General features: G+C 67.3%; 19 protein-coding genes and 1 tRNA gene. 7 read left to right on the top strand and 13 right to left on the bottom strand.

Features of this window, described 5'->3' with window-relative positions:
* Window positions 1-21: 21 nt before the first annotated feature.
* Window positions 22-780, bottom strand: a complete 759-nt coding sequence (gene modA / locus BPET_RS03655) for a molybdate ABC transporter substrate-binding protein (protein WP_012247740.1) — start codon at window positions 778-780, stop codon at window positions 22-24.
* Between the two features lie 183 nt (window positions 781-963).
* On the opposite strand from modA, the gene BPET_RS03650 reads away from it, so the two are divergent.
* Complete coding sequence (locus BPET_RS03650; protein ID WP_012247739.1) at window positions 964-1392, top strand: PaaI family thioesterase; 429 nt, start codon at window positions 964-966, stop codon at window positions 1390-1392.
* Between the two features lie 130 nt (window positions 1393-1522).
* On the opposite strand, the gene BPET_RS03645 is transcribed toward BPET_RS03650, so the two are convergent.
* From BPET_RS03645 to BPET_RS03620, 6 genes are all read right to left on the bottom strand, one after another.
* Window positions 1523-1598: transfer RNA gene (locus tag BPET_RS03645), tRNA-Lys, on the bottom strand.
* A 49-nt stretch (window positions 1599-1647) separates the two neighbouring features.
* Window positions 1648-2445 carry a MetQ/NlpA family ABC transporter substrate-binding protein gene (locus BPET_RS03640; protein ID WP_012247738.1) on the bottom strand — a complete coding sequence of 266 codons (798 nt, stop codon included), beginning with the start codon at window positions 2443-2445 and terminating at the stop codon, window positions 1648-1650.
* 43 nt (window positions 2446-2488) lie between these two features.
* Window positions 2489-3142, bottom strand: a complete 654-nt coding sequence (locus tag BPET_RS03635; protein WP_012247737.1) for a methionine ABC transporter permease — start codon at window positions 3140-3142, stop codon at window positions 2489-2491.
* The gene (locus BPET_RS03630) at window positions 3099-4187 is read right to left on the bottom strand and encodes a methionine ABC transporter ATP-binding protein (protein WP_012247736.1); all 1089 of its coding nucleotides are present in this window, start codon (window positions 4185-4187) and stop codon (window positions 3099-3101) included. The genes BPET_RS03635 and BPET_RS03630 overlap by 44 nt, the downstream gene beginning before the upstream one ends.
* Before the next feature lie 331 nt (window positions 4188-4518).
* On the bottom strand, window positions 4519-6744 hold the full coding sequence (locus tag BPET_RS03625; RefSeq protein WP_012247735.1) for a glycoside hydrolase family 31 protein: 2226 nt from the start codon (window positions 6742-6744) through the stop codon (window positions 4519-4521).
* A gap of 246 nt (window positions 6745-6990) precedes the next feature.
* On the bottom strand, window positions 6991-8877 hold the full coding sequence (locus tag BPET_RS03620) for a bifunctional tRNA (5-methylaminomethyl-2-thiouridine)(34)-methyltransferase MnmD/FAD-dependent 5-carboxymethylaminomethyl-2-thiouridine(34) oxidoreductase MnmC (RefSeq protein ID WP_041863475.1): 1887 nt from the start codon (window positions 8875-8877) through the stop codon (window positions 6991-6993).
* A 151-nt stretch (window positions 8878-9028) separates the two neighbouring features.
* On the opposite strand from BPET_RS03620, the gene BPET_RS26480 reads away from it, so the two are divergent.
* On the top strand, window positions 9029-9901 hold the full coding sequence (locus BPET_RS26480) for an inositol monophosphatase family protein (protein WP_012247734.1): 873 nt from the start codon (window positions 9029-9031) through the stop codon (window positions 9899-9901).
* Window positions 9902-9931: 30 nt separating this feature from the next.
* Here the strand turns inward: BPET_RS26480 and BPET_RS03610 are convergent, their stop codons facing one another.
* Complete coding sequence (locus tag BPET_RS03610) at window positions 9932-11602, bottom strand: AMP-binding protein (RefSeq protein ID WP_012247732.1); 1671 nt, start codon at window positions 11600-11602, stop codon at window positions 9932-9934.
* A gap of 80 nt (window positions 11603-11682) precedes the next feature.
* On the opposite strand from BPET_RS03610, the gene BPET_RS03605 reads away from it, so the two are divergent.
* Window positions 11683-12891 (top strand): M20 aminoacylase family protein, encoded by a 1209-nt coding sequence (locus tag BPET_RS03605; RefSeq protein WP_012247731.1) that lies wholly within the window; start codon window positions 11683-11685, stop codon window positions 12889-12891.
* A gap of 15 nt (window positions 12892-12906) precedes the next feature.
* Here the strand turns inward: BPET_RS03605 and BPET_RS03600 are convergent, their stop codons facing one another.
* Window positions 12907-13797, bottom strand: a complete 891-nt coding sequence (locus BPET_RS03600) for a LysR family transcriptional regulator (protein ID WP_012247730.1) — start codon at window positions 13795-13797, stop codon at window positions 12907-12909.
* A gap of 113 nt (window positions 13798-13910) precedes the next feature.
* Between BPET_RS03600 and BPET_RS03595 the strand changes: the two genes are divergently transcribed.
* From BPET_RS03595 to mgtE, 3 genes are all read left to right on the top strand, one after another.
* Window positions 13911-14954 (top strand): YeiH family protein, encoded by a 1044-nt coding sequence (locus tag BPET_RS03595; protein WP_012247729.1) that lies wholly within the window; start codon window positions 13911-13913, stop codon window positions 14952-14954.
* Window positions 14955-15026: 72 nt separating this feature from the next.
* Complete coding sequence (locus BPET_RS03590) at window positions 15027-15434, top strand: acyl-CoA thioesterase (RefSeq protein WP_012247728.1); 408 nt, start codon at window positions 15027-15029, stop codon at window positions 15432-15434.
* A 12-nt stretch (window positions 15435-15446) separates the two neighbouring features.
* On the top strand, window positions 15447-16922 hold the full coding sequence (mgtE, locus tag BPET_RS03585; RefSeq protein ID WP_012247727.1) for a magnesium transporter: 1476 nt from the start codon (window positions 15447-15449) through the stop codon (window positions 16920-16922).
* An 18-nt stretch (window positions 16923-16940) separates the two neighbouring features.
* Here mgtE and BPET_RS03580 read toward each other — a convergent pair whose 3' ends face one another.
* Window positions 16941-17405, bottom strand: a complete 465-nt coding sequence (locus BPET_RS03580) for an Lrp/AsnC family transcriptional regulator (protein WP_012247726.1) — start codon at window positions 17403-17405, stop codon at window positions 16941-16943.
* Between the two features lie 39 nt (window positions 17406-17444).
* Window positions 17445-18707, bottom strand: coding sequence for a D-amino acid dehydrogenase (locus tag BPET_RS03575; protein ID WP_012247725.1), 1263 nt, complete (start codon window positions 18705-18707; stop codon window positions 17445-17447).
* Between the two features lie 197 nt (window positions 18708-18904).
* On the opposite strand from BPET_RS03575, the gene BPET_RS03570 reads away from it, so the two are divergent.
* Window positions 18905-19432, top strand: coding sequence for a cysteine dioxygenase family protein (locus tag BPET_RS03570; protein WP_012247724.1), 528 nt, complete (start codon window positions 18905-18907; stop codon window positions 19430-19432).
* A gap of 13 nt (window positions 19433-19445) precedes the next feature.
* Here BPET_RS03570 and BPET_RS03565 read toward each other — a convergent pair whose 3' ends face one another.
* Together BPET_RS03565 and secA are read right to left on the bottom strand one after the other, a co-directional pair.
* Complete coding sequence (locus BPET_RS03565) at window positions 19446-20204, bottom strand: VOC family protein (protein WP_012247723.1); 759 nt, start codon at window positions 20202-20204, stop codon at window positions 19446-19448.
* Complete coding sequence (gene secA, locus BPET_RS03560; protein WP_012247722.1) at window positions 20201-22945, bottom strand: preprotein translocase subunit SecA; 2745 nt, start codon at window positions 22943-22945, stop codon at window positions 20201-20203. Before secA ends, BPET_RS03565 begins: the two co-directional genes overlap by 4 nt.
* Window positions 22946-22968 lie beyond the last annotated feature (23 nt).

The following is a 22968-nucleotide window of genomic DNA, read 5'->3' as shown; positions in this document are numbered from 1 at the left end:
CGGCGGCACGGCTCCTCGTGGTTATTGCGCCGCGACCTGGTAGCCGTACGACTTGATGATGGCCGCGGCCTTGGGACCCTTCAGGTAGTCGACGAACGCCTGGGCGGCGGGGTTGTCTTTGCCTTTTGCCAGAATAACAGCGTCCTGTTTGATGGGGTCGTGCAGTTCGCCCGGCACCAGCCAGGCCGAGCCCGCGCTGAGCTGGCCGTCTTTGTACACCTGCGACAGGGCGACGAAACCCAGTTCGGCGTTGCCCGAGGCCACGAACTGCTGGGTCTGGGCAATGCTCTGCCCTTGCACGATCTTGGGCTTGACGGCGGCGGCCAGGCCCAGCCTGTCCAGCACCTGCGTGGCCGCCAGCCCATACGGCGCGGCCTTGGGATTGGCAATGGCCAGGTGGCGGAACGCGTTCTGCTTTAGCACGGCGCCCTGGCCGTCGACATAGCCGGGCTGTGCCGACCATAGCGCCAGCGAGCCGGTGGCATAAGTAAAGCGCGAACCGGGCACGGTTTGCCGCTCGGCCTCCAGGCGCGCAGGGCGGACGTCGTCGGCCGCCAGGAACACTTCGAACGGCGCGCCGTTCTTGATTTGCGCATAGAACTGGCCGGTGGCGCCGAATGCCGCCACCGCCTTGTGGCCGGTGTCTTGCTCGAACTGGCGCGCAATGGCCTGCATGGCGGCCGTGAAATTGGCCGCGACGGCGACCTGCACCTCGCCCGCGACAGCGGACGCGGCCACGCTGGCGGCAGCCAGGCCAAGAACAATTCGCAGGACGGGCATCGCGGCTCCGGTGTCGAGTGGCTCTCGCTATAAACTGAACTATATAACGAATTCCGGGCCGCTTGCGCGTTCGTGGTTGCGGCGCGTCAACCCGCCGCCATCCCCGTGGCTTCTGATACTGTGTGCGCTGTTGGCCCAGCCGCGGCATCCGTGGCATGCGGGCCGTATTTGCCGCTATTTTCCATGACCCAATCCATACCCGACGGTTTCGAGCCCTGGCGTCCCAGCAGCCCCTTCATGACCCACCTGGCCGATCTGGGCGCCTTCTACCGGCGCACCGACAGCAACATACTGGCCATGCGCGTGGCCGAGCCGCATACCAACATGCACAACATCGCCCATGGCGGGCTGCTGGCCACGCTGGCCGACACCGCGCTGGGCTACTGCATCGTGCAGCAGGCGCAGGTGTCGGTGGTAACCGTGCAGATGTCGGTCGAGTACCTGAACGCGGTCAAGCCGGGCGACTGGCTCGAGGCCCACGTAACCATAGACAAGCAAGGCCGCCGCCTGCTCTACGCCACCTGCCTGCTGCAAGTGGAAGGCAAGGTCATGCTGAAGGCGAACGCGGTATTTGCGGTGCGGGCGTCGGCCCGGCCGGCGTCCGACGGGTGACCGCCACCCGGCCTTGCCGGGCGACCCAAACCACCCCGCCTTGCCAGGCGGCCCAAGCAAAAGCGCCACCCGGCAAGAAGCGGGGTGGCGCCAGTATTTTGATGCTTGGGGCAAGATGCCCGGGTATTCGTGGTGGGTCGTGCGCGACTCGAACGCGCGACCAACGGATTAAAAGTCCGCTGCTCTACCAACTGAGCTAACGACCCGACCGAAGCGCGAGATTATGACGCACTTGGGCCGGGCTGTCAAAAAGCCTTACCAGGCGGCTACCACCGCGCCCTTGAATTTTTCGGCGATGAAGGCCTTCACGACCGGGCTCTGGTAGATGCCCACCAGCTTTTGCAGGTCGGCGCGGTTCTTGTCCTGTTCGCGCACCGCCAGCACGTTGGCGTACGGAGAATCGGCCGATTCGCGGGCGATGGCGTCCTTGTTGGGGTCCAGGCCGGCTTCCAGCGCGAAGTTGGTGTTCACGGCCGACGCATCGGTGTCGTCCAGCGAACGCGGCAGCTGGGCCGCGTCCAGTTCCACGAAGCGCAGTTTGCGCGGATTTTCCACCACGTCGATGGGCGTGGCCTTCAGGCCGGCATCCGGGTTCAGCTTGATCAGCCCCTGGGCCTGCAGCAGCAACAGGGCCCGGCCGCCGTTGGTGGGGTCATTGGGAATGCCGATCTGGGCGCCCGGCTTCAGCTCGTCCAGGCTCTTTACCTTCTTGCTGTAGATGCCAATGGGAAAAATCACCGTCTTGGCAATGCTGGCCAGCTTGTAGCCGCGGTCGGCATTGGCGGCGTCCAGGTAGGGCTGGTGCTGGTAGCTGTTCATGTCCAGGTCGCCGGCCGACAGCGCCGCATTGGGCTGCACATAGTCGCTGAACTCGATGATCTCGACCTTCACTCCCTGCTTGGCGGCCTCTTGCTTGACCACTTCGAAAATCTGCGCGTGCGGCCCGGCGGTCACGCCGACTTTCAGCGGCTTGTCCTGCGCCAGCGCGGGTTGCGCGAAAACGGCGGCGCCCAGGGTCAGCGCGGCCAGCGACTTGAAGAACGTGATGCTCATGTTGCGTGAGATTCCAGGTGAAAAAACGTGGCGTGAATTCAGTTCAGCGGTGCGACATGCGGCGTACCAGCCAGTCGCCGAAGCCCTGCACGACCTGCACCAGCACGACCAGCACCACCACCACCGCCAGCATGACTTCCGGCAGGAAGCGCTGGTAGCCGTAGCGGATACCCAGGTCGCCCAGGCCGCCGCCGCCAATGGCGCCCGCCATGGCCGAGTAGCCGATCAGGCTGATCACGGTGACGATGGTGGCGGCCACCAGGCCGGGCAGCGATTCGGGCAGCAGCACTTTCATGATGATCTGCAGCGGGCTGGCGCCCATGGCACGCGCGGCGGTCAGCAAGCCGGCATCCACTTCGCGCATGGCGTTCTCGGCAATGCGCGCCATGAACGGAATGGCGGCCACCGACAGGGGCACGATGGCCGCCGTGGTGCCGATCGAGGTTTGCGCGATCAGCCGCGTGAACGGAATGATGGCCACCATCAGGATGATGAAGGGCACCGAACGGGTGATGTTGACCACCGCCCCCAGCGAGCGGTTGACGGCCAGGTTCTGCAGCATGGCGCCGCGGGCCGTAACTACCAGCACCACGCCCATGGGAATGCCCACCAGCACGGCGATGAGACTGGGCACGCCCACCAGCAACAGGGTGTCAAGCAGCGAGGTGGCGAGCAGTTCGATCAGTTGCGGACTCATGTGCGATTTCTTCTACAGATATGTCTTGGGCGGCCAACGCCGCCAGGGCTTGCCCCAGAGCCGGGGCCGTGCCTTGCGCCAGCACGAACAGCGTGCCGACGGCGACGCCCTGGATGTCGTCGACACGGGCCTGCACCAGGCTGACATCGAGCGCGTGCTGGCGCGTCAGGTCGGACAGCAGCGTGCCGGCCGAGGCGCCGCCGGCCAGCCGGATGCGCAGCAGGCGCACCACGCTGCCCGGCCGCTGGGCCTGCAGGTCGGCCATGCGCTCGCGGGTGGCGGCCAGCGTGGCGTCGGTCAGGTCAGACGCGGTGGCGGCCGACACCATGGCGCGCGTCACCTCGTGGCGCGGCGTGGCGAAGATGTCTTGCGTGCGGCCCATTTCGACGACCTCGCCCTGCGACAGCACGGCCACGCGGTCGCAGATCTCGCGCACCACTTCCATCTGGTGCGTGATCATCACCACGGTAATGCCGGTCTGCCGGTTGATGTCGCGCAGCAGCGCCAGGATGTTATGGGTGGTTTCCGGGTCCAGCGCCGAGGTGGCCTCGTCGCTGAGCAGCACGTCGGGGTCGTTGGCCAGCGCGCGGGCAATGCCCACGCGCTGCTTCTGGCCGCCGCTGATCTGGCTGGGATAGCGGTCGCGCAGGTGCTCCAGCCCCACCAGCGCCAGCAGCCGCTCCACCTTGGCCGGAATCTGCGCGGCGGGCACGCCGGCGATTTCCAGCGGCAGCGCGACGTTGCCATACACCGTGCGGCGCGCCAGCAGGTTGAAGCCCTGGAACACCATGCCGATGCGGCGCCGCTGGCTGCGCAGTTGGGCCTCGCCCAGGCCGGTCAGGGCGGTGCCGCCGATGACGATCTTCCCGCCATCGGGGCGCTCAAGCAGATTGATGCATTGGACCAGGGTGCTTTTGCCGGCCCCGCTGGGGCCGATAATGCCGAACACCTCGCCCTGCTCGACGTGCAGGCTGATGTTGCGCAATGCCTCAAAGCGTCCGTGCGGCGTGGCGTAGGTCTTTGAGAGGTTTTCGATGTGAATCATGACGTTGCGATTGTGGCGGAGCGCGCTTCCAAAGAGAACGACAGTTTGTTCTCTTTTTAATAGCTTTTAGTTATATAAAAACCGCCGAGGAGCGCGATGCGCGCCGAACCATAGCACACCGAACCCGCCCGGATGGCGGGCACCCGCAACAGAGGGCTATTGCGCACCCGGTGTCTGTCCCCCCGGGAGTCAGGCACCGGGCCTGAGCGGGCACTCTGCAGTTCGAACGGCTGTTGCACGCTTCGGTGTCCGACACCCTGCGGGAGTCAGACACCTGATCCGGGAACGCCGCCCCATTGAGGGGGAAGCGCGCAGCGCTTCGGCGGTGGGCCTACCGCGCTCGCGAAATGCGCACTTCGGCGCCGCGGCGCTTGACCTCCAGCCCTTCCGACGGAAGAATGCGCAAGCCCTCGAGGCCCTTGATGTAACTGGAGCCCTGCATCTGCATCACGCGGATCTTGTTGCGCATGACCACCGGGTTATGGACCGGCATGCCGAACATCCAGACTTCGTCCAGGATGCGCGCCGAATTGAATTCGCCCGCGTGCTGCGCCACCGGCCCCAGGCACAGCATGTGCCCTTCGCGCCCGAACACCGGGAACTTGTCGGTGCCGCATTCGATGGTCCAGGTGGTGCCGCCTTCGTAGCGATGGCCGGTGTTCAGGTCCCACCAGGCGTCGCCCTTGGGCAGATACACGCGCACGCTATTGCCCGGCTGCGTCACCGGGGCCACCAGCAACGCGGGCCCCAGCAGGTATTGCAGGTCCCAGTCGTGGGCGTCGGGATCGTGCGGAAAGCTCAGCGCCATGGAGCGCTGCACCGGCAGGCCGGTGCGCACCGAATCTTCGATGGCGCCCAACACGTAGGGAACCAGGCGATAGCGCCACTGCAGCCACATGCGCGCCTGTTCCAGCACGGCGTCGCCGAACGACCAGGGCAACAGGGCAGGCACCCCCTGGAAGCAGAAATTGGCCGAGAACACCCCGGCCGTCAGCCAGCGCAAGTAGAGCTCGGGCGTCATGCCGTCGAGCGGCGCGGTGGCCGAGCCGATGGAATGCACCTGCACTGGCACGCCGCTGGCGCCGATGGACAAGGCCGTGCGCAGAGTGTGCTGCAGGCCGGCCCAGTCGTTGGTGACCTGGGGGCCGATTTGCCACGGCAGGCGCTGCGCCGCCGGGAACAAATCGGTGCTGGGCACCACGCCCTCGGGCGGCACTTTGTGGCCGGCCACGGCGTCGAACAGCGCGCGCCGCGCCAGCAGCGGATACATGGTGCGCAGCGCGGCGCCGCTTTCGCCGTTGCGCGCGCTGACGCCATCGGGAATGGCGATCTGGGCATCGCAAGCGGGCGCATCCAGGCCGTCTTCGAGCAACTGGCGATGGCGCTCGATCCACAAGTTGTAGACGTCGCGGTAGGTCAGGTCGAGCAGGCCGTAGGGCCGGCCGGCGGTGGCGGCATTGCCGTCGAACACCTGAGCGCTGCCGTCGTCGCGGGTCAGCAGCCAGCCGCGATCTTCAAGTTCCTCGAACAGCGGGCTGGACTTGATGACGCCCGGAAAGCCCGTGGCCGCCACATGCACATGATGCTTGTGAAACAGGGCCAGCATCTGGCGCGCGTCGGGGAAGCGCTGGGCGTCCCATTCGAACACGGTTTTGTCGGCCTGGAAGCCCCACGCGGCCGGCTGCGCCAGCTTGACGGCGTCGAGCGGCAGCTGCATTTCGCGCATCTGGGCAACCAGCGCGGCGGTTTGCGTGGGCATCTCGCCTTCGGCCTGCTGCAGCCACGCGCCCATGGCCCACAGCACCGGCTGCCCGGCCCGGCCGGTCAGGGCGGTGTACTGGTTGAGGATTTCGCCGGGCTCACCGGCGAACAGGAACAGGTCGAGCACGGGGTCTTCGACCGACACCGTATACGCGGTCTCGACGGGCGCCACGCCCACGCCATGCTGCACGCGATGCATGGTGTTGACATACACGCCCCAGCCGCGCGGGCTCCAGGCCAGCGGCAAGGCGCGGTGCTCGGGATCGTCGGACACCACCGATTCGTCGCGGCGGTTCAGGTCGCCCGGGGTTTCGCCCAGGCCGTAGACGCGCTCGCCGGCTTCGAGCCCGAAGGCGGCGTTCCAGACAGCATGTTCGGCTTCGTCGAGCGCGTTGTGGCCAAACGCGGGCTCGTGCGGCGAGACGTCGGAAGACAGCAGCCGCGCATCGCCGCGATACAGCGTGACGCGCACCGGGTCGGACTGGATGTCGAGCGCGACGTCGCCCTGCGCAATTCGCCAGCCACTGCCGTCGTCATGCGGAGAAATCGTGCACTCGCCCACGGCCTCTTGGCGCGCCAGCAACATTTCGGCGACGGCCCGGGCGCGGGCGCCGGGTTTATCGTCGGTGAGGAGATTCGCCTCGCCGCAGCGCAGGCGAAACACACCAGGCGCATGCGCCTCGACTACCAGACGCAATCCATCGCCCGCATCGAAATCGATGCGGCTGGAGCGCGACGACAACAGCTCGACAGAATCGAGCTGGGTAGTATGGGCAAAGTCGAATTTGGGCGGCACAGAGCATCCCCCGGCTTAAGCCAAAAAACCAATTAAAAGACGCTATTTTGACGGATTTGGCCCTCGAAATAAACTCGGTCCCTTTTTTCGTTCGGAATTGACTCCCCGGGCAAGCCACAAATGCCCACGCCGGCAAGCGCAGCAACCACTTACTTACCTACCAGGCGCAAGCCGCGCCCCGGTGCCTACGGCGCGGTTTTGCGGCCATCGTCCGGCAACGCGGGCTCTTTTACGGGCAGGCGAGGCCTAGCGCGGCGCGACGGCAGCAAGCAGATCGGCCGGCAACGGCAGCGGTTCGCCGTGCAGGCAGGCGGCGATCAGATCGCCCGCCAGAGCCGACCAGCTGAGCCCGCGAGAGGCATAACCGGCGGCCAGCCACACGCCGGGAGCATGACCCAATGGGCCCACGGCCGGCAGGCGGCCGGGTAGCACGGCGCGCCAGCCCGCCCAGCCCGGCAGTTGGCCTGGCGCCAGCGCCGCCCAGGCGGCAGGCAGGCCGCCCAGCAGCCCGGCCGCCTTGCCCAGGTTGGTCTGCTGGCCGGCCGGGCCGACCCGGGCAGTGGCCGCGCCGTGTTCATACGTGCTGCCCGCCACGCACCAGCCGTCTACCGGCGGCAACAGGTAACCTTCGCCGCCGACAATGCAGCGCGGCCCGCCGCCCAGCCCCTGGCCCGGCAGCAGCGTGATTTCGCCCGCCAGCGCGTGCATCTGCGCCACGCGCGGCAGCGGGTCGAGCAGGCCGCTGTCGCGCAGCAGCGCCTGGGCGCCGAACGCGTTGGCCAGCACCACGGTGGCGCCCTGCCCCAACAGCTGGCCAGCGTCGTCCAGCACCTGCCAGCCGTGCGCGACGCGGCGCAATACTGCCGCGCAACCCGCGACGCGGCGCACGCCGGGCATGCCCAGCAAGGCGGGGATAAGCGCCGCGGGCTGCACCAGCAGGCCGTCCGCAAAGAACACGCCGCCACGCGCCAGCGGCACGCCCGCCAGCCCCGCCGCCTCGTCGCGGTCGACGGCACGCACCCAATCGGCCGGAAACTGCAATTGCTGCAGGGTTTCCGCCAAGGCGGCGCTGCGCCCGGCATCGCGTTCCAATTGCAGCGTGCCGCAACGCCGCGGCGCCGCGCCGGGCCGCAAGCCGGCCCAGCGCGCCAGCGCCCGTTGGCTGCCGGCGCGCGACAGGCGCGCGCGCGGGTTGTCGTCGCGCGCGATCACCGGCGTCAGCGCGGCGGCCACATGGCCCGCGTGAGCGGACGCAGGCCCCGCGGCATCGATGACGCACACCGGCCGCCCCCGCAGCGCCAGCGCCTGGGCAATGCCGGCGCCAGCCAGCCCGCCTCCCACCACTACGACCTCGTCCTGCCCTTCGCCGTCGGCGGCGCGCGCCAGGGCCCACGCATCGGCCGGCGCCTCTGGCTGGGCGGATTCGCGCACACCCACGGTCATGTGCCATTTGCCGCCATAGCCAGGCTGCTTGCGCACCCGGAAGCCCGCATCGCGCAAGGCCTGCCGCACCGATCCGGCGCAGGCCCAGGTGGCCAGCGTGGCGTCAGGGGCCGCCATTCGCGCCAGGTCGCGCATCAGCGCCGGCTGCCACAGCTCGGGGTTGCGGTCGGGCGCGAAACCGTCCAGAAAATACGCATCGACGCGGGCGCGCAAATGCGGCGCCAGCGCCGATGCCGCGCCGAACGCCAGGGTCAGCGTCACCGCGCCGCCCTCGAATTCCAGGCGGTGCAGGCCGGGCAGGCAGGCGGGCCACTGATCGGCCAACTGGCCGGCCAACCCCTGCAGGATGTCGGGCGCCAGTTGCCGCAGCCAGTCGCGCAACGCATCGCGGGCAAACGGATGAGCCTCGATCGACACCATGTGCAGGCAACGCGGCCGCGCGGGGTCGTTGCGCCAGGCATCCCACAGCGCCAGGAAATTCAGGCCCAGCCCGAAGCCCGTCTCGCACACGGTGAATGCCTGGCGCCCGCGCCAGCGTTGCGGCAGGCCGTTGCCGCGCAGGAACACGTGCTCGGCCTGGCCCAGCGCGCCGGACAAGCTGTGATAGACGTCGCCGTACGCGACGCTGCGAAAGCGCCCGTCGGCGTCGAAGCCGGCGGCGGGGGGAACCAGGGGCGAATAAGATGACATGACTGCAAAAGGAAAAATCCGGCCGGGCGGCGCCGTGCGCGCCAGCATACCCAAAGCGACCAGGCCGTGACGTTGGCTGAAAGCCACGTTGAACGTCCCGATTTGCAGCCAACCGATAGGCTGGCCGCCACAAAGGCTTACACTGGGTTTCATGCCGACGACAGAAACCACCACGACCCAGGCTGCACCGCTGGACCTGGCTGCCGCCATCGACACCGCTGTATCGGCGGCCCACACAGGGGCCGCCATCCTGCAATCGTACGCGCACCACCGCGCCGACCTGGTGATCGACCACAAAGCTCGCAACGACCTGGTTTCCCAAGCAGACCGCGAGGCCGAGGCCGCCATCATCGAATCGCTGCAGGGCCGCACGCCCGAGTTCGGCATTGTGGCCGAAGAAACCGGCGGCGCCGAGCAAGGTCCAGCCACCTGGTATATCGATCCGCTCGACGGCACCACCAACTTCCTGCACGGCATTCCTCACTATGCCGTATCGATCGCGCTGGTCGCTCACGCGGGCACGCGCGTAACCGGCGGCGGCCCATTGGCCGAAGACACGCCGGTGATCGGCGTGGTCTACGACCCCTGCCGCGAAGAACTCTTCACCGCCGTGCATGGCATCGGCTCGTGGCTCAATGGCCGGCGCATCGCGTGTTCGCGCACGCAGTCGCTCAACGATGCGGTGCTGGCCACGGGCTTCCCGTTTCGCGATTTTTCATTCGCCAGCCAATACATGCCCATGCTGCAAGACGCCATCTGCACGGCTCGCGGCGTGCGGCGCATGGGCGCGGCGGCGCTCGACCTCGCCTGGACGGCTTGCGGCCGCTACGACGGCTATTGGGAAATGGGCCTGGCGCCGTGGGACGTGGCGGCCGGCACGCTGATCCTGCGCGAAGCGGGCGGCGTGTGCCACGACATGCACCGCCAAGACCCCTGGCCCGTGGGCGGCCGCGTGGTGGCCGGCAACCCGGCCATTGTCGAGGCGCTGCACAAGCTGGTGGCGCCGCACCTCCACGCCCCCTGAACGCCCCCCCCCGCGGCGCCTTGCGCGCCGCTACTGCCCGGGGCGCAACTCGCGACGCAAGATCTTGCCCACGTTGCTCTTGGGCAGCTCGTCGCGGAACTCGACCGCGTGCGGGCGCTTGTACCCCGTGAGTTTTTCCCTGCACCAGTCGATGACCTGAGCTTCGGTCAGCGCGGGGTCTTTCCTGACAACAAAGGCCTTCACGGCCTCGCCGGAATGGTCGTCGGGCACCCCCACCACCGCGCATTCCAGCACGCCGGGATGCGCCGCGATGACGGCCTCGACCTCGTTGGGATACACCTTGAAGCCCGACACGGCGATCATGTCTTTCTTGCGGTCGACGATGCGGGTATAGCCCTTTTCGTCCATGATGCCGATGTCGCCGGTGCGGAAGAAGCCGTCGCTGGTCATGCAGCGCCGGGTTTCTTCGGGCTTGTTCCAATAGCCCAGCATGACCTGCGGGCCGCGGATGCAGACCTCGCCGCGCTCGCCCAGCGGCACGGGATTGCCGTCGTCGTCCAGGATGGCCACGTCGGTGGACGGCAGCGGCAGCCCGATGGACCCTGAATACTCGCGCGCATCGGTGGGGTTCACCGTGGCCACGGGCGAGGTTTCCGACAGCCCGTAGCCCTCGATGAGCGGGCGCCCGGTGATCTGCAGCCAGCGCTCGGCCACCTGCCGCTGCACCGCCATGCCGCCCCCCAGCGTCAGGCGCAGGCCGGAAAAATCGAGCTTGGCGAAGTCGGCATTGTGCGCCAGCGCATTGAACAGCGTGTTGACCCCGGGGAAGATGTTCACGCCGGCCTTGCGCCACGCGTCGATCAGGGCGGGCTGGTCGCGGGGGTTGATGATGAGCAGGTTGCGCATGCCCGCATAAATGCCGAAAAGGCCGCAGACGGTCATGGCGAACACGTGGTACAGCGGCAACGCGCTGATGATGGTGAGCTGCCCGTGTTCCAGGTCGCGCAGCGCCGGGCGCGCCACGGCCTGCAGTTGCAGCACGTTGGCCACCAGGTTGCCATGCGACAGCATGGCGCCCTTGGGCACGCCCGTGGTGCCGCCCGTGTATTGCAGCACGGCGACGTCGTCCAGCCCCAATGCGGGCGGCGTGAACGGTGCGGCCGCCCCGCGGGCCAGCGCCTGCGGCAGGCGCAGCGCGCCGTCGATGCGCCAGGCGGGAATCATGCGCTTGATGTAGCGCGCCGCCAGGTTCACCAGCGGCGCCTTCAGGCCGCCCAGCAGGTCGCCCGGACCGGTGACCACCACGTGCCGCAGCGCGCCCCGGTCGCCGACGTCCTGCAGGGTGCGGGCGAAGTTTTCCAGAATGACGATGACCTCGGCGCCGCTGTCGAGCAACTGCCGCTGCAGTTCGTCCGCCTTGTACAGCGGGTTGACGTTGACCACCACATGACCGGCGCGCAGCGTACCCAGCATGCTCACCAGGTAGGCCGGCACGTTGGGCATCATCAGGGCCACGCGTGCGCCCTTCTGCAGCCCCAGCCCCTGCAGCCAGCCCGCGAAGGCGTGCGCGTGGCTGTCGAGCTGGGCGTAGGTAATATCGGTGCCCATGGCGGTGCACGCCACGCGGCTGGCGTGGCGCAGGCAGGCCTGGTCGAGCAGTTCGGTCAGCGACGTGTGGGGTTCGATGGAAATGTCGGCCGGGACGCCATCGGGATAGTGCGCGAGCCAGGGACGTGACATGGGGCAGCCTCCGTGCATGTTATCGGTGATTTTGCTTGATAATACCTTTGTTGCCTTTGGCCCAATTCAACGAGACCCCGATGAATCTGCTCGAACCCATCGTTGCCTGGCATCGCGATATCGCCAGCATCCGGCGCGACATCCACGCCCACCCCGAACTGGCCTTTGAAGAATTCCGCACCGCCGATCTGGTCGCGGCGCGCCTGCAGGAATGGGGCATCGAGATCGATCGCGGCCTGGGCGGCACCGGCGTGGTCGGCATCATTCGCGGCAACACCGCGAGCCCGCGCGCCGTGGGCCTGCGCGCCGACATGGACGCGCTGCCCATGCAAGAAGCCAACACCTTCGAGCACGCCAGCCAGATCCAGGGCAAGATGCACGCCTGCGGGCACGACGGCCATACCGCCATGTTGCTGGCGGCCGCGCGCTACCTGGCGCAGCATCGCGACTTCGCCGGCACCGTCTATGCCATTTTCCAGCCGGCCGAAGAAGGCGGCGGCGGAGCCAAGCGCATGATCGACGACGGCCTGTTCACGCGCTTTCCCATGGAAGCCGTGTTCGGCATGCACAACTGGCCCGGCCTGGCCGTGGGCCAGTTCGGCCTGACCGCCGGCCCCATCATGGCCTCGAGCAATGAGTTCGTCATCACCATCCAGGGCAAGGGCACGCACGCCGGCATGCCGCACCTGGGCATCGACCCCGTCATGACAGCCGTGCAACTGGCGCAGTCGCTGCAAACCATCATTACGCGCAACCGCAATCCGCTCGACGCCGCCGTGCTCAGCATCACGCAAATCCACACCGGCAGCGCCGACAATGTGGTGCCCAACCAGGCGGTCATGCGCGGCACGGTGCGCACCTTCACGCTCGAAACCCTCGATCTCATCGAGCGCCGCATGGAAGAAATCGCGCGCCACACCTGCGCCGCGCTCGACTGCGACGTGGAATTCGATTTCCGCCGCAACTATCCGCCCACCATTAATCATGCGCCCGAAGCCGCGTTCTGCGCCGAGGTGCTGCGCGGCATTGTCGGCGCCGACAACGTCAACGAGCACGTGCAACCCACCATGGGCGCCGAAGACTTCGCCTTCATGTTGCAGGAAATGCCGGGCTGCTATGTCTGGATCGGCAACGGCGAAGGCGGGCATCGCGACGCCGGGCACGGCATGGGGCCCTGCATGCTGCACAACGGCAGCTACGACTTCAACGACGAGCTGCTGCCGCTGGGCGGCACGTACTGGGTCGAGCTGGCGCGCCAGTGGCTGGCGCGGCCGGCCCCCGGCCGATAGCCGGCCGGGCCCGCATCAGTCGTCGGCGGCTCGCAAGGCCAGGCAAGCCTCCAGGAAGCGCCCGGCCGCGCGCGCCGAGGCATGGGCATGGGGCACCAGAATGCTCAGCGTGCGGGTCCAGGGCCGCGGCAGCAGGCGTATCACCGCCAGCGTGCCGTCTTCGTGCCGCATCGACATCAACGATACGAAGCCGATGCCCAGCCCGGCGCGCACGGCCTGCTTCACGCCTTCCACGCCCGCCAGTTCCAGCCCGACCGAAGGCGCCAGCCCGGCGCTGTCGAAGGCGCGCTCGACCAATTGCCGCACGCCCGAGCCCGGCTCGCGCATCACCAGCGGTTCGCCGGCCAGGTCGCGCATGCGCGCGGCGCCCTTGGCTGCCAGCGAATGATCGGCGCGGGCAATGGCCACCACTTCATCTTCACGCCAGCCGTGCACTGCGGTGTCGGCGGGCAGGCCGGGCGGCACCTCGCCCTCGATGAATGCCAGGTCCAGCGCCGGCAGCCGCTCCACAATCTGACGCGTATTGCCGTCGGACAAATGCAGGCTGACCGACGGAAAACGCCGGCGGAAATCCGCCACCAGCGACGGCAGCAAGTAGCTGGCCGGCGTGGTGCTGGCCCCCAGGCGCAACGTGCCGGTTTCCAGTCCGCGCCACGCATCGCGCGCGGCATGGGCCTGGCTGTACACCTGGCGCAACTGGCGGGCTTGCTCGGCCAGGCGCTCTCCGGCGGCCGTCAGGGCCACGCCGTGGCCACTGCGGCGGTACAGGGGCTCGCCGAACCAGTCTTGCAGCAAGCGCAACTGTCCCGACACCGCGGGTTGTGACAAATGCAGCAGGCTGGCGGCCCGGCTGATATTTCCCGTGTCGGCCACATAGGCAAACGTCAACAGCTGGTCTGGCGTCATGGCGGAGCCTCGATATTGAATTTTCTTATATTTAATATCGAAATTAAAAATTTCCCAAATAATATGCGCGGATTTAATATTGCTGAAAGTTATTTAGATATACGCAACCCTGAATGTCTACTTCTACCGCCCTGCCCCTGGCCACCCCCTGGCGCGACAAACTCAACGGCGTGCTGTTCGTGGCGCTGATGACGGTCGCCGTCATGCAATTGAGCGACCTGCCGGCCATCCGCCAGCTGGGTTTTTCGCCGCTGGTGGTGGGCATCGTGTGCGGCATGCTGTATGGCAACTTCCTGCGCGGCACCATGCCGGCCGACTGGGCGGCGGGCGTCAATTTCACGGCGCGGCGCCTGCTGCGCATTGCCGTGGCGTTCTACGGCCTGAACATCAGCATCCAGCAAATCGCCGCCGTGGGCCTGCCGGGGCTCGCCGTGTCGGTATCGGTGGTAGTGGGCACGCTGCTGCTGGGCACCGTGGTGGGCCAGCGCCTGCTCGGCCTGGACCGCGACACCGCCATGCTGACGGCGGCCGGCAGCGCCATCTGCGGCGCCGCGGCCGTGCTGGCGTTCGAGCCGACCCTGCGCGCCGCTCCCCACAAAAGCGCCGTGGCCGTGGCCACCGTCGTGCTGTTCGGCACGTTGTCGATGTTCCTGTACCCGGTGCTGTACCACGCGGGCTGGCTGTCGCTGGATACCCAGGCCCTGGGCATCTACATCGGCGGCACGGTGCATGAAGTCGCCCAGGTCGTGGGCGCGGCCAGCAACATCGACCCGGCCACCACCGAAGTCGCCACCATCGTCAAGATGACCCGCGTCGCCCTGCTGGTGCCCGTGCTGCTGGTGCTGGGCCTGTGGCTGCGCAGCGCCGCCGCGCGCGCCGAACCGGGCCAGGCCAAGGCGCGGCTGCCCATCCCGTGGTTCGCGGTCGGCTTCCTGGTGCTCGCCATCGTCAACTCGCTGGCCATCCTGCCGTCTGACGCGGTCACCGCCATCCGCCGGCTGGACGTCTTTGCCCTGACCATGGCCATGACCGCGCTCGGCATCGAGACCCGCTTCAGCCAGATCCGCAAAGCCGGGCCGCGCGTGCTGGCGCTGGGCCTCGTCCTGTATGCCTGGCTGCTGTTCGGCGGCTACGGCATCGTGCAGCTGGCCACCTGACCCCCGGGCCGCCGCAAGCGGCGGCGTTTTCCTGCATAATCGGCCCGTCTTCATCCCAGACAGGAGCGGGCCATGACCACCGCTGACCACTCTTCCGCCACCTTGCCCGAGGGGCGCGACCCCGTACTGCGCGTCATGCCCATGCCGGCCGACGCCAACATTCATGGCGATGTCTTCGGCGGCTGGATCATGTCCCAGGTCGACATCGCCGGTTCCGTCCCGGCGGCGCGGCGCGCGGCCGGGCGGGTCGCCACCGTGGCGGTCAACGCCTTCCAGTTCAAGCAGCCGGTGTTCGTGGGCGACCTGCTCAGCTTTTACGCAACAATCACAAAGACCGGCAAGACTTCGGTTACCGTATCGGTCGAGGTCTACGCCGAACGCCATCGCCTGGATGCGGAAGTCGTCAAGGTCACCGAAGCCACCCTGACCTACGTCGCCACCGACGAAGCCCGGCGCAGCCGCCCCCTGCCCACTCTTTAAGCCTTGCCACGTATGACGCAGCAGCCCGCCGCCGCGACCAAGCCTGTAGCGACGCCCCGTCGGCTAGACCCCGAAGACGCCCAGCACGCACTGGCCGAGGTCCAGGAAAGGCTGCGCCGCCAGCAACTCGTCGAAGACCTGGTGCACCGCCAGGAGCAGGGCGACAGCAAGGCCACCCTGGTCGAAGACCTGGTGCATCGCCAGCACGAGGCCGAACTCAAGGCGCTGGTCGATGCCCTGCATCCGGCCGACATCGCCTTCATCCTCGAATCGCTGCCCAAAGACGAGCGCCAGGATGTCTGGCGCCTGGTCAGCCCCGAGCACGACGCCGACGTGCTGCTCGAAGTCGAAGACTGGGTGCGTGAATCGCTCATCGAAGCGATGGACCGCCAGGACCTGGTGGCCGCCACCGGCAACATGGATGCCGACGAGCTGGCCGACCTGGCGCCCGACCTGCCGCCCGACGTGGTGGCCGAAGTCCAGAAGGGCCTCACCGAAGAAGAGCGCGCGCAGCTGCTCGAAGCCATGGGCTACCCCGAAGACAGCGTGGGCGCCATCATGGACTTCGAAATGGTCCGCGTGCGCGAAGACGTCACGCTCGAAGTCGTGCTGCGCTACCTGCGCCGCCTGCACGAGCTGCCCGACCACACCGACCAGGTCTTCGTGGTCGACCGGCAAGACAAGCTGCAGGGCGTGCTGCCGCTGTCGAGGCTGCTGGTCAGCGAGCCCGAAACCGAAGTCCGCGCCGTCATGAGCACCGACTTCCTCACGCTCAACCCGCTCGATTCCGACGCCGACGCGGCCGGCGCCTTCGAGCGCTACGACCTCGTCTCGGCCCCCGTCATGGACGACCAGGGGCGGCTGATCGGCCGCGTCACCATTGCCGACGTGGTCGACGTCATGCGCGAAGACTCGCAAGAGCAGGCGCTGTCGCGCGCCGGCCTGCAAGAAGAAGACATTTTCGCGCCGGTGGTCATGGCGCTGCGCAACCGCGCGCCATGGCTGCTGTTCAATCTTTGCACGGCGGCCACGGCGTCGTTCGTGGCCTCGCGCTTCGAAGACACCGTCAGCCACATCGTGATCCTGGCGTTCCTGATGTCCATTGTGGCCGGCATTGGCGGCAACTCGGGCAACCAGACCATGACCATGATCATCCGCGCGCTGGCAATGGGCCGCATCACCGGACGCAACCTGTGGCAGCTGGTCAAGCGCGAGATGCTGGTCACCCTGCTGGTGGGCTTGTGCGGCAGCGTCGTGGCGGCCCTGTTCGCCTGGGGCATATCCAACTCACTGGCGATCGCGGTGGTCATGATGGCCGCCATGATCTGCAACATGCTGGTTGGCGCGTCGGTCGGGGTGCTGGTGCCCATGGTGCGCACCCGCTTCGGCAAAGACCCGGCCATCGGCTCGTCGGTGCTGCTCACCTTCGCCACCGATTCGCTGGGTTTCTTCATCTTCCTGGGCCTGGCCACCATCTTCCTGCTGTAGCGCGGCCGGCGGCGCGCGTCAGCGCTGGCCCGGGTCGAGCGGCAGCTCGGTGGTGCTCTTGATCACTTCCATCGAAAAGCTGGCGCTGACATCCAGCAGGTCTACCGCCTCGATCAGCCGACGGTAAAAGCGATCGTACGCCTGCATGTCTTCGACCACGACCTTCAACAGGTAATCCAGGTCGCCCGCCATGCGATGGAATTCCACGACGTTCGGCAGCGCCATGACCGCGCCGATCAGGTTCTGCGTCCATTTCACGTTGTGCTGGCTGGTCTTGATGGTGACGAACACCGTCAGGCCCAGCCCCACCGCCTGGGGGTCGAGCAGCACCGCGGTGCGCTCGATGACGCCGTCTTCTTTCAGCTTCTGGATGCGGCGCCAGCAGGGCGTGACCGACAGGTTGACCTGCTCGGCGATCTCGGCCACGGGGCGCGTCGCGTCTTTCTGCAGCAGGCTCAGAATCTTCAGGTCTGTCTGGTCCATGGCATTTTTCCTGGTGGCGGCCGGCGGCAAGGGCGAGCCTCAGGCAAAGCGCTCTGCGGTCAGGCCTTCCAGATCCACTTCCGGCTCGCGGCCGGCGACAATGTCGGCCACAATCTTGCCCGTTCCGCAGGCCTGCGTCCAGCCGTTGGAACCATGCCCGCAATCCAGGTACAGGTTGTCGTAGCGCGTCTTGCCCAGGATGGCCGGCCCGTCCGGCGTCATGGGCCGCAGCCCCGCCCATGCCTGCGCATGATCCAGGTCGATGCCCTCGGGAAACCACTCGCGCACCACGCTCTGCAAAAAAGCCACGCGCGCCGGGTCCACCGCCGTGCCATAGCCCTTCAGTTCGGCCATGCCGGCCGCCCGGACCCGGTCGCCCAGGCGCGAGATCATCACTTTGTTGTATTCGTCCATCAGGGCCGCGCGCGGCGCACGCGCGGCATCGTCGATGCGGGCCGTAATGGAATAGCCCTTCAAGGGATACACCGGCAGCGCCAGCCCCAGCGGTCGCAGCAGAAACGGCGCCTGCGGCCCCAGGGCCACCACATAGGCATCGGCGGTAATCAGCTCATGGCGGCCCTCGGCCTGCACGCCCTGGATGCGGCCGCCCTCTTGCGCCAGCGCGCGAATCTGCAGGCCGTACTGGAACGACACGCCCTGCTCCGCCAGGTAGGCGGCAAGCCCGGTAGAGAACTTGTGGCTGTCGCCCGAGCCGTCCAGCGGCAGGTACAGCGCGCCTGCGATGGGCGCGCGCGCGGCCGCCAGGGCGGGTTCCAGGCGGCGCGCGCCGGCGCCATCCAGCAGTTGCCACGGCACTTCGTATTCGTCCAGCGCCCGGGTGATGCCCTGCGCGGCCTTCAGGTCGGCTTCCGTGCGAAACACCTGCAGCGTGCCGTCCTGGTGGTAATCGAAATCGACCGGCAGCCCCGAACCCGCCAAGTCCCGCAGGCACGCGGCGCTGTAATGGGCCACGCGCTGCATGCGCAGCTTGTTGGCGCGGAACCGCTCGGCATTGCAATTGCCCAGCCAGCGGGCCAGCCAGGCCAGCTTGCGCGGGCTGGGCGACAGCGAAAAACGGATCGGCGCCTGGCGCTGCAGCGCCATCTTCAACACCTTGCCGACCATGCCAGGCGCGGCCCAGGGGCCCGCGAAGCTTGGACACAGGCCGCCGGCATTGCCGAAACTGGTTTCCAGCGCAGGCCCGGGCCGGCGCTCCAGCACCACGACCTCATGGCCGTCGCGCCACAGATAATAGGCCGCGGCCACACCCGCCACCCCTGCACCCAGTACTGCGACTTTCATGCATGCTCCCCTATGTCTGCCGCCCTTGGCCGGCCGAGTGCGCGCATTATGGCCCGTGCGCCCCAGGCCTGCATAGGACCCGCTGCAATACGCAAAATTTTTCCAAACCCGGGCCCGGCGGGGCGCCATTTGGCAAAACCATTTCCCGTCCCGGCACTTAGCATGGAAAGCATTGCCGACTTAAACCGCTTCCTGCCATGCAGACCAGCCGCCAGCCCCTGACTTGCCTCGATTCCCTGTGCGCCACGGTGCGCGCAGCCCAGCGCAACGCCGAACGGCAACTGCTCGACGAACTCGCCGGCAGCGCGGCCCACGCCGAAAGCATGCTGGCCCACCTGCCCATGCCGCTGCGCGAGGGCCGCGCCGACACCTACCTGCGCCACATCGCCTATAGCGACCCGTACGGCAGCTTCACGATCTTCTATCTGGTGTGGCGGCCGGGCCAGGCAACGCCGGTGCACGGCCACAAGACCTGGTGCACATACCGGGTGCTACAGGGCGAACTGCACGAAACGCACTACCAATGGGATGCGCAGGCGCAACTGGCGCGCCCCGTGGGTAGCGCCGTGCGCCGCCCGGGCATGGCGGTCACGGCCGCGCCGGGACTGGAACAGATCCACCAGTTGCGCAATGCCAGCGACGGCATCGCGATCTCGCTGCACATCTATGGGGTGGCGCAGGCCAATGCGCAAACGGGGGTCAACCAGTTGGTAGAGGCCGCCTAGCGACAATGCCGGGCTACAGGCCCGTGTCGAGCGTGTAGCTCGCGCCGTCGCGGTTTTCCAGCACCAGGGCCGACAAAGCCGGCTGCGTGGCAGCCGGGTCGGCCGCCACATGCAGGCGCAGGTTGCCCAGCGGCAGTTCCCAGCCGTCGCCGGCCGGCTCGGCCGCGACATCCGTCACCAGGGCCAGCCGCTGCGCCACCGCCTGCGCATCGGCGGCGCGCGCCTCGATGCGGCGAATACGCAATGCGCCGTTGGGGTGCGCCATCAGCGATGGCGTCCAGACGCATTCCGGCGTCAGGTGACGGCAGAAATACATGCGAATGCCCGGCACGGGCTGCTGGGCAAAACGCACGGTGTGAAAACGCGCCTGCATTTCGCGGCCGTCGACGTGGGCGAGGCGGGTCAGCTCTTGCACGGGATTGACCGCAAAGCCGGCGTCGCGCAGGCGGCGATAGGTACCCTCGGCGTCGTGGGTGCGGAACACCAGGGCTTCCAGGCCGAGCGGAGAATCGGCGATTTCCTTGCGGGCCGGCGGCGCGCCCGGCGGCCAACCCAGCAGTTCGATGTACGTGTTGTCCAGCACGACCAGCCGGTTGCACGACCCCAGGTTATGCACCGCCAGGTCGCTCAGGCGGAACCCCTGCCGCTCGAAGTGCGGCGCCACCGCATCGAGCCGGTCGCGCACCATGACCACGGCATGGTCAAACTCGGTACGGTCGACTTCAGGCTCCCCGTCGGAAATGAACTCAGCGCTTCGGGGAGAGGATTTCACGCCAGCTTACCGTGGCAATGCTTGTACTTCTTGCCGCTGCCGCAGGGGCACGGGTCGTTGCGGCCGACCTTCGGCATGAAGTTGCGCACCGGCTGCTGGGCCGGCTGGGCGTCGGCGTCAGTGCCGGCCAGGGCCTCGTCATAGTCGGAGTGGTGATACTGCACGTTCTGCACGTGCGGCTGGCTGGCCTCGGCTTCGGCGGCCTGCTCGACCTGTTCGGCCGATTGCACGCGCACGGTCAGCAGCACGCGCACCACGTCGTCGCGGATGCGGTCGAGCATGCCCGAGAACAGCTCGAAGGCCTCGCGCTTGTATTCCTGCTTGGGGTTCTTCTGGGCGTAGCCGCGCAGGTGAATGCCCTGGCGCAGGTAATCGAGCGCCGACAGGTGCTCGCGCCAGTGGGTGTCGATGGCCTGCAGCATGATCGAGCGCTCGAACTGCGCCCAGGCCTCTTCGCCCACCAGGGCGATCTTGCCGGTGTACACGCCGCGCACGGCTTCCAGCACGCGTTCGAGAATGTCGTCGTCGGTCAGGCTGGATTCTTTTTCCAGCATGTCGGACAGCGACAGGTGAATCTGCCAGTCGGCGGCCAGCGCCTGCTCCAGGGCAGGAACATCCCATTGCTCTTCGACCGAGTCAGCCGGAATATGCTGACGCACCAGATCGGTGGCGGCGCCTTCGCACAGGGCTTCGACCGACGGGCGGATGGACGAGGCCTCGAGCACTTCGTTGCGCTGGGCGTACAGTACCTTGCGCTGGTCGTTGGCGACGTCGTCGTATTCGAGCAGCTGCTTGCGGATGTCGAAGTTGCGGCCCTCGACCTTGCGCTGGGCGGTCTCGATGGAACGCGTAACCATGCCGGCCTCGATGGGCTCGCCCTCGGGCAGCTTCAGGCGTTCCATGATGCCGCGCACCCGGTCGCCCGCGAAGATGCGCATCAGCGGGTCTTCCAGCGACAGGTAGAAGCGCGATGAGCCCGGGTCGCCCTGGCGGCCGGCGCGTCCACGCAACTGGTTGTCGATACGGCGCGACTCGTGGCGCTCGGTGCCGATGATGCGCAGGCCGCCGGCCGCCTTGACCTGCTCGTTGGCGGGTTTCCAGTCGGCGCGCACTTTCTCGATGCGGGCTTCCTTTTCAGCCTCGGACAGCGACTCGTCGGCGCGGATCAGGTCGACCTGCTTGTCGACGCTGCCACCCAGCACGATGTCGGTGCCGCGGCCGGCCATGTTGGTGGCAATGGTAATGTGACCCGGCTTGCCAGCCTCGGCCACGATCTCGGCTTCGCGCGCATGCTGCTTCGCGTTCAGCACTTCGTGCGGCAGCTTGGCCTGCTTCAGCAGCCCGGACAGCAGCTCGGAGTTCTCGATGCTGGTGGTGCCCACCAGCACCGGCTGGCCGCGCTCGTGGCAGTCGCGGATATCGTTCAGGATGGCGTTGTACTTTTCTTGCGCCGTCTTGAAGACCTGGTCGTTCTGATCCTTGCGGATCATCGGCTTGTTGGTGGGGATGATGACGGTTTCCAGGTTGTAGATTTCCTGGAATTCGTATGCTTCGGTATCCGCCGTGCCGGTCATGCCCGACAGCTTGTCGTACATGCGGAAGTAGTTCTGGAAGGTGATCGAGGCCAGCGTCTGGTTCTCGTGCTGGATCTTCACACCTTCCTTGGCCTCGACTGCCTGGTGCAGGCCGTCGGACCAGCGGCGGCCCACCATCAGGCGGCCCGTGAATTCGTCGACGATGACCACTTCGCCGTCTTGCACCACGTATTGCTGGTCGCGGAAGAACAGCGTGTTGGCGCGCAGCGCCACCATCAGGTGGTGCATCAGGGCAATATGGCGCGGGTCGTACAGCGACTCGCCTTCGGGCAGGATGCCTTGCTGGCTGAGGATGCGCTCGGCGTTCTCGTGGCCCCGCTCGGACAGGAAGACCTGCTGGGATTTCTCGTCGACCCAATAGTCGCCCTCGGGCTCGGGCTCGTGCGGCTTGGGTTCGGAGGCCATGCGCGTAAGCAGCGGCGGCACGGCGTTCATGCGCACGTACAGCTCGGTATGGTCTTCGGCCTGGCCCGAGATGATGAGCGGCGTGCGGGCCTCGTCGATCAGGATGGAGTCGACTTCGTCGACGATGGCGTACGCCAGCGCGCGCTGGCGCCGGTCTTCGACGCGGTACTCCATGTTGTCGCGCAGGTAGTCGAAGCCGAATTCGTTATTGGTGCCGTAAGTAATGTCGGCGGCGTAGGCGGCGATTTTCTCGTCGTTGGGCTGCTGCGGCACCACCACGCCGGTGCTCATGCCCAGGAAGCGGTACAACCGGCCCATCCATTCGGCGTCGCGGCGGGCCAGGTAATCGTTGACCGTGACCACGTGCACGCCCCGGCCAGCGATGGCGTTCAGGTACACCGGCAGCGTGGCCATCAGGGTTTTGCCCTCGCCGGTGCGCATTTCGGCGATCTTGCCGTTGTGCAGCGCAATGCCGCCCAACATCTGTACGTCGAAGTGGCGCATGCCGAACACGCGCTTGCCGGCCTCGCGGACCACCGCGAAGGCTTCGGGCAGCAGGTCGTCGAGCGAACTGCCTTCGGCGTGGCGGGTGCGGAATTCCTGGGTCTTGGCCGCCAGTTCCTGGTCGGATAGCGCCGCGGTTTTGGATTCCAGCGCGTTGATCTGGGTAACCAGCTTGCGATACTGCTTAAGCAACCGGTCGTTGCGGCTGCCTATGAGTTTTTTGAGCAAAGAAACCATGCGTGTCGGTGGCGGCCACCGGC

Origin of the sequence: Bordetella petrii (assembly GCF_000067205.1) — a bacterium.
In the GTDB taxonomy this organism is placed as follows: domain Bacteria; phylum Pseudomonadota; class Gammaproteobacteria; order Burkholderiales; family Burkholderiaceae_B; genus Bordetella_A; species Bordetella_A petrii.
The sequence above is the reverse complement of the archived record's forward strand: the minus strand, read 5'-3'. Positions and strand labels throughout refer to the sequence as shown.